Below are 9,938 nucleotides of genomic sequence, written 5' to 3'. Positions count from 1 at the left end.
GGGCTGCGCCACGCGGTCCGGGAGGACCGGCCCGAGCGGGTTCCCGACCTGGCCCTGCTCGAGGCGCCGCGCCCGCCGTGGACGTGCTGGCGGCCGGTGTCGGGCCCGCCGCCCGGCCTACTCGAAGCGCGTCGCGTCGCCGGCCCCGTACCGGACGATCTCCGCCTCGCCGCTGGAGAAGTCGACGACCGTCGTGGGTTCCGTGCCGCAGTCGCCGGAGTCCACGACCGCGTCCACGACGTGGTCGAGCCGCTCCTTGATCTCCCAGCCCTGGGTCATCGGCTCGTCCTCACCGGGGAGGAGCAGCGTGCTGGAGACCAGGGGCTCGCCGAGTTCGGCGAGCAGTGCCTGGGTGACGACGTGATCGGGGATGCGCACGCCCACCGTCTTCTTCTTGGGATGCAGGAGGCGGCGCGGGACCTCCTTGGTGGCGGGGAGGATGAAGGTGTAGCTGCCCGGGGTCGCCGCCTTGATGGCGCGGAAGACGTCGTTGTCGATGTGGACGAACTGCCCCAGCTGCGCGAAGTCCTGGCAGACCAGGGTGAAGTGGTGGCGGTCGTCGAGACGCCGGATGGACCGGATCCGGTCGAGGCCGTCGTGGTTGCCGAGCCGGCAGCCGAGCGCGAAGCAGGAGTCGGTCGGGTACGCGATGAGGGCGCCGGCCCGAAGGCTGTCGGCCACCGTGCCGATGGTGCGGGACTGAGGTGTCTGCGGGTGCACGTCGAAGTACTTCGCCATTGGCCGACCTTACGGGATCCACGGGGCCCTGGCAGGACGTCAGGGTCGCATTTCCCGGGTGTCGCTCCGCGACCGGCGTGCACACGGGGCCCGGGCCGTCCGCCGGGCACCGGCGATCCGGTGATCTCGCCCGCCCGTGCCTGCGGGCGACGGACGCAGGGACGAGACTGGAGGGAGTGAAGGGGGCGACCCGCGCCGTGCCACCGCACGGCCGATGGGAGTGATCATGCAGCTCGAACTCCTCAACCAGAGCCCCAAGTATCCGCCCGCCCGCCTCGTCGATCCGCCCCGGCACGGCTACGTCTACCTGGCCGCCGCCGTCGCACCGCCCACCGGCCCGCCCTTCCCCCGTGCCAACGAGAGGCGGACCGGGCTGCTCGACCGCCTCAAGGCGCTCGCCGGCGAGATCGAGGCCGACGAGAGCGTGGAGAGGGCCACCGTCTACCGTGCGATCGTCATCCCGCCGGCCACCGGCTACGCCCGGCAGCCCCGCTTCCACCAGGCCCGCTACGACGTCGCCGTCCTCGTCGAGACCACCTCCGTCGACCGCCTGGACGGGCTGGAGGACACCGACCCCTACCGGGCCCTCGTCACCGCGGTGGGCAAGGCCTCCGCCGACACCCTCGTCATGCGGGCCTCCTGCCTCAAGTCCACCGGGGACGTCGACAAGTCCCGTCCCGGCCTGTTCCTGTTCAACCACTTCGTGGCCGAGGACCGCGCCGTCGCGCTGGAACTCTGGGACCACCTCGCCGGCTGGTACGCCCGGGAGACCGGCCTCGACAACTCGACCCTCCTCCAGCCGATCGGCGACGCCGACTACGCCTTCGTCAACCACGCGCGCTGGGACGTCGGCGTCCCCCGCTTCCTCCTCCGGCAGCTGGCCAGACCCAGCTTCCGCAGCTACGTGCAGACCAACCTCCTCGTCAACCGCACCGGAGCGATGCCTCTGCTCTACCGCCTGGCCTGACCGGCCACGGAGCGTGACCGACTGCTTTTGCGGGGTTCCGGTGCCGGGGGGACGCTGGGCGGGGACGATCGGCGTCCGCGCAGTCGAGGAGGTTCACCCGTGACGTTCATCCAGATCATCGAGTACCGGACGAAGCGCATCGACGAATTCACCGCCCTGCTGGACAGCTGGGTGGCGCAGAACGAGGGCAGCAGCATCGCGACGCGGGCCGTGCAGGCCCGGGACCGGGACGGGCAGGACGTGTACCTCAACATCGTGGAGTTCCCCTCCTACGAGAAGGCGATGGAGAACTCCGACCGCCCGGAGACGGCCCGGTTCGCGGCGCAGCTCGCCGCGCTCTGCGACGGGCCGCCGGTGTTCCGGAACCTCGACGTGCTGACCGAACGGCACCTCCAGGACTGAGCACCGGGCCCGGGGGGGGGGGGCCGCGCGCCGCGGCGGGGGGGCCCGCCCCGCCGCCGCCACCCGGGCCGCGCACCGCGCGCCGCGCGGCGCGCGGGCCCGCGGTTTTACGGTACCCCGGACTTCCACCCCTAGCGCCCCCAGGCGCAGCCCGCCGGGGGCCGGGGGGGGGCCCCCCCGCCATAATGGGGGCGCCCCCCCGCCGCCCTACCGCACGTCGGGGGCAGGGCGCGAGGTACGGTCGGCGGCCGTGCGCTCCGGCCGGGTGCGGGAGCGGAAGGTGCGGCGGTAGGTGTCCGGTGGCACGCCCACCGTGCGGTTGAAGTGCCGGCGCAGTGTGGCGGCGGTGCCCATGCCGGCCGCCGCCGCGATGGAGTCGACGGTGTCGTCGGTGGTCTCCAGCAGCTCCTGGGCGTGCCGGATCCGCTGGGTCAGCAGCCACTGCAGGGGCGTGGTGCCGGTCGCCGACCGGAAGTGGCGGCCCAGGTTGCGCGAGCTCATCCGCGCCTGACGGGACAGGTCCTCCACGGTCAGCGGGCGGTCCAGGCGCGCGAGCACCCACGGGAGCAGGCCGGCGAGCGGGTGGTTGTCCGGGGCGGGCACCGGCGTGGTGACGAACTGGGCCTGGCCGCCGTCGCGGTGCGGCGGGACGACCAGGTGGCGGGCGAGGGTGTTCGCGACCGACGACCCGTGGTCGAGGCGGACGAGGTGCAGGCAGAGGTCCATGGCGGCGGCCTTGCCCGCCGAGGTGAGCACCCGGCCGTTGTCCACCCAGAGGACGCCCGGGTCGACGTCCACCGCGGGGTGCCGGGCGGCGAGCTCCCGGGTGTGCGCCCAGTGCGTGGTCGCCCGCCTCCCGTCCAGGAGGCCGGCGGCGGCCAGGACGAACGCCCCCGTGCAGAGCGAGGCGACGCGTGCGCCGGCGTCGTGGGCCGCGCGCACCGCGTCGACGAGGTCGGCGGGCGGTGCCCGGTCGATGTCGGCCCAGCCCGGGACGATCACGGTGTCGGCGTGCGCGAGCCGGTCGAGCCCGTGATCGGGCTCCAGCCGGAAGCGGCCGACCCGGACGGCGTCCGGACCGCAGAGGGCGAGTTCGTACCAGGGGACCGTCACGGCGGCCGGGGCCGAGCCGAAGACCTCGCAGGCCAGGGCCAGTTCGAAGTGCAGCATCCCGTCGGTGACGGCCAGTGCGACAGTGGCCATGTCCGGAATTGTACGAGTAGTGGCGTTCCGGACACTCGTGCGGGGTGCCGGCGCTCGGCAGGATGGCCGTGACGGATCGCAGCAGGTCGGGTGAGGACGGAGGAGGTCCCATGGGATCGGGGCAGACGGTGGTGGTGTTCGGTGCGTACGGTCACACCGGACGGTTCGTGGTGGCGCGGCTGCACGACCGCGGGTTCGTCCCGGTGCTGTCGGGCCGGGACGGGGCGAAGCTGGCGGCGATGGCGGCGACCGGGCCGGGGTGGGACGTCCGCCCGGCGTCGGTGGACGACCCGGCCGCGCTGGACCGCGCACTGGCGGGCGCGGCGGCAGTGATCAACTGTGCCGGGCCCTTCGCCGTGACCGCGGCCCCCGTCATCGAGGCGGCACTGCGCGCCGGGATCCCGTACGTGGACGTCGCGGCGGAGATCGAGGCCAACGTCGACACCTTCGCGGACTTCGCGGACCGCGCCCGGGCCGCGGGGACGGCGATCGTCCCCGCGATGGCCTTCTACGGCGGCCTCGGCGACCTGCTGGCCACCGCCGCGATGGGCGACTGGACGGCCGCCGACGAGGCGCACATCGCCTACGGGCTGAGCGGCTGGCACCCCACCGCCGGGACGCGTGCGGCGGGCGCCGTCTCCCGGCAGCGGCGGGGCGGCCGGCGCGTCCGCTACACGGCGGGCCGCCTGGAGTACTGGCAGGACGCCGCGCCGACCCTCACCTGGCCCTTCCCTGAGCCGATGGGCCCGCGGGCCGTCATCGGCGAGTTCTCGATGGCCGATGTGGTGACCCTGCCCAGCCACCTCGCCGTCCCCGAGGTGCGCACCTACATGACCGTCGAGGCGGCCGGGGACCTGTCGGCGCCGGACACACCGGTGCCGAGTGCGGTCGACGACCGGGGCCGATCGGCACAGACCTTCCTCGTCGACGTCCTGCTGCGCTCCGGCGGCACCGAACGGCGTGCCGTGGCGAGGGGCCGGGACATCTACGCGGTCACCGCGCCGCTCGCGGTGGAGGCGGTCGAACGCATCCTCACCCGGCGGACCAGGACGGTCGGTGTCGCCTCCGCGGGCGAGATCTTCGACGCGCCCGACTTCCTCCGCTCCCTGTCCCCGCACATCTCCGTGGAACTGCAGGCGTAGCGGGGCGTGACCCACCCGGCGGCCTCGGTTCAGCGCCGGGTGAGCCGGTGGCCGGTCAGGTCACCAGTGGAGCAGCGAGGCGTCGAAGAAGCGGGCGTGCAGCAGGGGCCGTCGATGTGCGGCGCGGTGGCCAGGTAGTTCGGGCAGTCGGTGACCCGCCCGCGTAGCCGGAGACGTTGCTGAAGACGAGGTGGAACAGGCCGTCCGCGCGGGTGAGGTCGGGGGCCCGGACGCCGCCGGAGTCCTGGCAGCCGGTCAGGTCCAGCAGGCGCAGGCTGTCCAGGGCCCCGCCGAGGGGGCGCCAGGTGACCAGGTCCCGCGAGTGGGGCAGGCGCACGCCGGGGTACCACTCGAAGGTCGAGGTGGCCAGGTAGTAGTCCGTGCCGACGCGCAGGATCGACGGGTCGGGGTGCGAGCCGGGCAGCACCGGATTGTGTATCAGCGCTGTGCGCGACTGCGGGATGTGCTCGTCCACCTGCGCCTTCCCGTGGCTGCCTCCCGGGCGGGCGGCGAGCGAGGGGAACGCCAGTGTCGAACGCGTTTGCGGGCAAGGACGGACGGGCGGGGTCGGCGGGTCGCCGCGGATCTGCCGAACCCGGTTCGGGTGCAGGCCCGTTGGGACTTCCGATCGGGCTGCCCGTCAGGCCGTCACCGGTGCTCGGGTGACGGCCCGACGGGCGCCTGGTCGATCATGCGCCGACGCCGGTCAGGGCCTGGCGGGCGAGCCGGGTGAGGCGTGCGGTGCGGTTGGTGCGCTGGGCGGCGCGGGCCAGGCGGTGCTGCTCGGCGACGCGCAGCCGCGCCTCGATGGTCGCCCGGGCCGCATCGAGCTGAAGGTCCATGGTGATCTCCCCCTGACGGGCGGTCTGCGGCATCACGGTGATGCCGGTCCGAAGGCCGCCCTCGCACTTGAGATTCTACACCCGATCGCGCCCGCGTCCTTTCATTTTCTGGTCAACGGCAAATGAACCCCTTCTTATCGAAGGTTGCGAGCGGGTTCCGAAGGTGAACCCCGCGAGTCGGCCGGCCGCGGCCGAAGGGTTCCTGTCGTGACCGTGCACCGGATGCCGCCCGCCGAGGCCCCCGTCTCCGTCGAGCTGGTGCGACGACCGCCGCGGCGCGCGGAGGCCGCCCGCTTCGGTCGGTGGCGGTGCGGGCGCCGACGGGTGGTCAGCTGTGGTTGACGATGACGGAGATGCCCCAGCCGATGGCCGCGAGCACCACGGCGAAGCACATCCCGGCCCGTGTGTAACCGACGGGGCCGGCGGTGGACCGGTCGGTGGTCGCCGCGCCCGCCCGGGCCGGTGGGTTGAGGGCCCGCAGGCCGACCGCGAACAGGGCGGGCAGGCCGGCGCCGGCGAGCATGCCGACGACGACGATCCTCCACAGGGCGTTCAGGTTGATCCAGGAGTTCACGGTGCCGCCCCCTCCGACTCCGGTGCCGGCAGCAGCGATCCGGTCCACGCGGCATTGACGTTCTCCGGTGTCACCGCCGGCCGGCGGGAGGCGACGAAGAAGGCGATCGACGCCAGCACCAGCACGATGAAGATCACCACCACCCCGGCGGTCCCGCCGATCCCCTCCGCGGCCCCGTAGGCGAGCGCACCGACCGCAGCGGCCGCCGGCAGGGTGAGCAGCCAGGCCGCCACCATCCGGCGGGCGACGTGCCAGCGCACGGTGGCGCCCTTCTTGCCGACTCCCGCGCCCAGGATCGACCCGGTGGCCACGTGGGTGGTGGAGAGCGAGTAGCCGAAGTCCGTGGAGGAGAGGATCACCGCCGCCGAGGCCGACTCGCTGGCCATGCCCTGCGGCGACTCGATCTCGACGAGCCCCTTGCCCAGCGCGCGGATCACCCGCCAGCCGCCGAGGTACGTGCCCAGGGCGATCGCCACCGCGCAGGAGGCGATCACCCAGGTCGGGGACGTCGCCCCGGACTTGAGGGTCCCGTTGGCGATCAGTGCCAGGGTGATGACGCCCATGGTCTTCTGCGCGTCGTTGGTCCCGTGGGCGAGCGAGACCATGGAGGCGGAGCCGACCTGGCCGATCCGGAAGCCGTGCCCGCGCGGGCGTTCGGGTACGCCGCGGGTGAGGCGGTAGACCAGGTAGGTGCCGACGGCGGCGACCGCGCCGGCGATGAACGGTGACAGCGCCGCGGGGACGATCACCTTGGAGACCAGGCCCTGCCACTTGACGGCCGAGGCGCCGGCCGCCGCCATCGTCGCCCCGACCACGCCGCCGATCAGCGCGTGCGAGGAACTGGAGGGGATGCCGAGGTACCAGGTGGCCAGGTTCCACAGGACGCTGCCGGTCAGCCCGGCGCAGACCACGGTCAGGGTCACGTCCTGGGTGTCGACCAGGCCGCCGGCGATGGTGGCCGCGACGGCGGTCGACAGGAAGGCTCCGACGAGGTTCAGCACCGCCGACACGGCGACCGCGACGCGCGGCGGCAGTGCCCCGGTGACGATCGAGGTCGCCATGGCATTGCCCGTGTCGTGGAAGCCGTTGGTGAAGTCGAAGCCCAGCGCGATGACGACCACCAGCGCCAGGACCGCATCGTTGCCGGTCACGAGCCCGAACCTAACCTGACGCTCCCACCGGCCCACCGCTGCGACACCCCCGCCCACCGGGTGGCCCAGGGCTGTCAGTCGGTCGGACCAACATCCCGCCGCAGCGGGGAGCCACGCCCCGGTCGCGCCGCCGTCGCCGCCGCGCCGGCGGGGGAGCCGGGCTGGGGGCGCCGCAAATCCGTGGAGCCCTGCGAGCCCGCGTGGTCTACTCGCGGCGTGGGCAGCTCGAACATGAACTACCGCGGCTCCGGATTCTGGGTCCGTGACCACCAGGCCGAAGTATGGCTCTACCTCTTGGCGCAGGAGGCCAGGGCGGTCGCCGGTGCGCCGGCGTGGCTGGCGCATGCCCGCGGAGACTGGGAGATGCAGGCCACGGCCGGCTTCATGGGGTGCGTCTCCGCATGCCTCGACGAGCACCTCGGCACCGACCCCGACCGCGTCGCGCTCGTGCTCCGCCTCTCGGAGGGCGTCCTGCAGCGCCTGCTCGAGCTTGCTCCGACCGTGCCGAAGGATCTCGTGAACTCCTTCGGCACGGGCGGGGATCAGGAGGAGTTCCCCCACGACCTGCCCGTCGGCCCGCTACTGGCCTGCGGCCGTGCCTTCGCCGGCCTGCTGCGCGGTGAGGTCCCGCCCGGCGACACCACGTGGGCGGGCTGACCCCCCTCGAGTGCACTGTCGCGTCCAACCCGGAAGGCACCCGGGAGGAGCCGGCCCGGGAGATCGTTGTCGAGGCCGAGCGGCTGCTCGCCGGCCCCTGGCCGCCGCCGGACCGATGCGCGGTGGCTCGTGGCGCGGTGCCGGGCCCACGGGGCGGTGGTGCTGGCAGGATGGGGCCCATGGAGCGTGTGGTCGGGATCGGTGGGTACTTCCTGCGGGCTGCGGATCCGGCGTCGCTGGGTGCGTGGTACCGCGACTGCCTGGGTCTGGATGCGGATGAGAACGGCCTGTGGCGCCCGGACGCGGGCCCGACGGTGTTCGCGACCTTCGAGTCCGGGACGGACTACTTCGGGTCACCCGCTCAGCAGACGATGCTGAACTTCCGGGTCCGTGACCTGGACGCGATGCTCGCCCAACTGCGCGCCAAGGGTGCGGAAGTGGCCGGGGAGACGCAGGAGATGGACGGCGTCGGCCGGTTCGGGTGGGTGACCGATCCCGAGGGGAACCGCATCGAGTTGTGGCAGCCGGCCTGACGGCACCCGCTCGCGGACTCCGACGGTCGGTCGCCGCCGTGCGGGCCGTGGCGCCAATGCTGCGGCGGCGGTGGGGGTGGCCGTGCGGACGGCAGCCCGGGCGGACGCTGCAGCCGATACCCGGGAGGGGTATCGTTCACTCCGGGCAGTCGAGAACCCCTCGACCGGCCCGGCAACGGCACCGCAGGACGGGAGAGCACCACGGTGGACGGCACCACGGCCGAGCGGACGGCATCCGGCCGCCTCCTCACCGTGTGCGCCCTGCTCCTCGGCCTGTTCCTCATGCACGGCGCCCCCGCCGCAGCCGGCGGATGCCACGCCGTCATGACCCGGACGACGGCCGCCACCTCGCCGGCCGGGATGCACGACGGCCCCGCACACGCGGCGGGCCCCGCCGCTCCCGGCCCAAGTGCACAGCGCGAGGGCCACGACGGCGCAGCCGGGGGCCAGTGCGTCTCCACCCCGGCCCAGACCCGCGCCGCCCTCGCCCCGCCGCCGCTGCTGGCGGTGCTCCCGCTCCTGGCCCTTGTCACCCGGTCGCTGCTGCGCCTGCCCGCGGGATCGGTGCTGCGCCGCCGCCGCGGACCGCCGACGCCCGGCCGCGTCCTTCTCACCCAGGTGTGCATCTCCCGGACCTGACCGGGCCCGCCCGACCCCGGACACGGGGACGGGTTCCGGCCCGATGTCCGCGCGTGCCCGGCACGCCCACCTGAGAGACCATCACCCATGTCCTCTTCTCGTCCGCACCACCGCCGTACCCTCGCCGCCGCTGCCGCGGCCGCCGTCCTGGCCGCTGCGCTGACCGCGTGCGGCACCTCCGGTACGGGCCACGGCATGGCCGGCATGGACCACGGCGCGACGGCGTCCGCCGGCGCGTCCGCCGCCCCCTCGCAGCTCATGGCAGGCATGGACCCCATGCCCGGCATGGGCAGCAACGGCCTGTCCGACAACCAGGCCGGCTACCGGCTCACCGCCACGGACACCGCCGCACCCGCCGGGAAGGCGGTCGACTACCGGTTCGCGATCACCGGGCCGGACGGCCGGCCGGTGACCGACTTCGCCGTCGAGCAGACCAAGCGGATGCACTTCTACGCCATCCGCGGCGACCTGACGGGCTTCCAGCACCTCCACCCGACCATGGCCTCCGACGGCACCTGGACCGCCCCGCTGACCGCGCTCACCCCCGGCACGTGGCGGCTCTACACCTCCTTCACCCCGGACAGCGGCGACGGCAAGGGCAACTCCCTCGTCCTGTCCCGGACGGTGACGGTGGCCGGCGCTGCCCCCAGCGAGCAGCTGCCGCCCGCCTCGGCCACCGCCGTGGTCGACGGCTACACGATCACCGTCAAGGGCAGCCCGATGGCGAACATGGCCCACGAGATGACGATCAGCGTCGCCAAGGACGGCAAGCCGGTCACCGACCTGCAGCCCTACCTCGACACCTACGCCCACCTGACCGCCTTCCACTCCGGCGACGCGGCCATCGCCCATCTGCACCCCGAGACCACCGTCAACGGGGACCACGGCGGCCCGGACCTGACGTTCCACGCGGAGTTCCCGCAGTCCGGCAACTGGCGGCTCTTCCTGCAGTTCCAGACCGGCGGCCGGCTCCACACCGCCTCCCTCACCCTCGAGGTCGGCTGACCGGCGGCCGGCGGGGGGGGGCCACCCCCCCCCCCCCGCCCCCGCCGGCCGCGGCGCCGGCGCGCGGGGGGGGGGGGGGGCGGGC

General features: G+C 74.0%; 13 protein-coding genes. 7 read left to right on the top strand and 6 right to left on the bottom strand.

All coding sequences use genetic code 11. From position 1 onward, the window contains the following. Positions 1 to 117: 117 nt before the first annotated feature. The gene (locus tag ACFV0G_RS08670) at positions 118 to 738 is read right to left on the bottom strand and encodes an L-threonylcarbamoyladenylate synthase (protein ID WP_380543805.1); all 621 of its coding nucleotides are present in this window, start codon (positions 736 to 738) and stop codon (positions 118 to 120) included. Positions 739 to 964: 226 nt separating this feature from the next. On the opposite strand from ACFV0G_RS08670, the gene ACFV0G_RS08665 reads away from it, so the two are divergent. Together ACFV0G_RS08665 and ACFV0G_RS08660 are read left to right on the top strand one after the other, a co-directional pair. Beyond that, positions 965 to 1,705 carry a hypothetical protein gene (locus tag ACFV0G_RS08665; RefSeq protein WP_380543802.1) on the top strand — a complete coding sequence of 247 codons (741 nt, stop codon included), beginning with the start codon at positions 965 to 967 and terminating at the stop codon, positions 1,703 to 1,705. A 99-nt stretch (positions 1,706 to 1,804) separates the two neighbouring features. Continuing rightward, a complete protein-coding gene (locus tag ACFV0G_RS08660) occupies positions 1,805 to 2,107 on the top strand; it encodes a hypothetical protein (RefSeq protein WP_380543799.1) in 303 nt (100 codons plus the stop codon). A 207-nt stretch (positions 2,108 to 2,314) separates the two neighbouring features. Here ACFV0G_RS08660 and ACFV0G_RS08655 read toward each other — a convergent pair whose 3' ends face one another. Continuing rightward, a complete protein-coding gene (locus ACFV0G_RS08655) occupies positions 2,315 to 3,310 on the bottom strand; it encodes a helix-turn-helix domain-containing protein (RefSeq protein WP_380543796.1) in 996 nt (331 codons plus the stop codon). A 110-nt stretch (positions 3,311 to 3,420) separates the two neighbouring features. Here ACFV0G_RS08655 and ACFV0G_RS08650 point away from each other — a divergent pair, with 110 nt between their 5' ends. Further along, on the top strand, positions 3,421 to 4,452 hold the full coding sequence (locus ACFV0G_RS08650) for a saccharopine dehydrogenase NADP-binding domain-containing protein (protein ID WP_380543793.1): 1,032 nt from the start codon (positions 3,421 to 3,423) through the stop codon (positions 4,450 to 4,452). Between the two features lie 55 nt (positions 4,453 to 4,507). Here the strand turns inward: ACFV0G_RS08650 and ACFV0G_RS08645 are convergent, their stop codons facing one another. The 4 genes from ACFV0G_RS08645 to ACFV0G_RS08630 all read right to left on the bottom strand — a co-directional run bounded on the left by ACFV0G_RS08645 (position 4,508) and on the right by ACFV0G_RS08630 (position 7,019). Then, positions 4,508 to 4,927 carry a family 43 glycosylhydrolase gene (locus tag ACFV0G_RS08645; RefSeq protein WP_380543790.1) on the bottom strand — a complete coding sequence of 140 codons (420 nt, stop codon included), beginning with the start codon at positions 4,925 to 4,927 and terminating at the stop codon, positions 4,508 to 4,510. Positions 4,928 to 5,141: 214 nt separating this feature from the next. After that, positions 5,142 to 5,294, bottom strand: coding sequence for a hypothetical protein (locus ACFV0G_RS08640; protein WP_380543787.1), 153 nt, complete (start codon positions 5,292 to 5,294; stop codon positions 5,142 to 5,144). A 328-nt stretch (positions 5,295 to 5,622) separates the two neighbouring features. After that, positions 5,623 to 5,868, bottom strand: a complete 246-nt coding sequence (locus tag ACFV0G_RS08635; protein ID WP_380543783.1) for a hypothetical protein — start codon at positions 5,866 to 5,868, stop codon at positions 5,623 to 5,625. Beyond that, positions 5,865 to 7,019 (bottom strand): anion permease, encoded by a 1,155-nt coding sequence (locus ACFV0G_RS08630; protein WP_380543780.1) that lies wholly within the window; start codon positions 7,017 to 7,019, stop codon positions 5,865 to 5,867. The genes ACFV0G_RS08635 and ACFV0G_RS08630 overlap by 4 nt, the downstream gene beginning before the upstream one ends. A 216-nt stretch (positions 7,020 to 7,235) precedes the next feature. Between ACFV0G_RS08630 and ACFV0G_RS08625 the strand changes: the two genes are divergently transcribed. The 4 genes from ACFV0G_RS08625 (at position 7,236) to ACFV0G_RS08610 (ending at position 9,853) form a co-directional block, all read left to right on the top strand. Continuing rightward, entirely contained in the window at positions 7,236 to 7,676 is a 441-nt protein-coding gene (locus ACFV0G_RS08625; RefSeq protein ID WP_380543777.1) for a hypothetical protein, read from the top strand. Positions 7,677 to 7,855: 179 nt separating this feature from the next. Continuing rightward, complete coding sequence (locus ACFV0G_RS08620; protein ID WP_380543774.1) at positions 7,856 to 8,209, top strand: VOC family protein; 354 nt, start codon at positions 7,856 to 7,858, stop codon at positions 8,207 to 8,209. Between the two features lie 204 nt (positions 8,210 to 8,413). Then, positions 8,414 to 8,848, top strand: coding sequence for a hypothetical protein (locus ACFV0G_RS08615; RefSeq protein WP_380543771.1), 435 nt, complete (start codon positions 8,414 to 8,416; stop codon positions 8,846 to 8,848). Positions 8,849 to 8,935: 87 nt separating this feature from the next. Beyond that, entirely contained in the window at positions 8,936 to 9,853 is a 918-nt protein-coding gene (locus tag ACFV0G_RS08610) for a hypothetical protein (protein ID WP_380543768.1), read from the top strand. The last annotated feature ends 85 nt before the right edge of the window (positions 9,854 to 9,938 follow it).

The organism is Kitasatospora sp. NPDC059571 (assembly GCF_042735675.1).
In the GTDB taxonomy this organism is placed as follows: Bacteria; Actinomycetota; Actinomycetes; order Streptomycetales; family Streptomycetaceae; genus Kitasatospora.
This window is presented reverse-complemented; position numbering and strand designations above follow the sequence as displayed.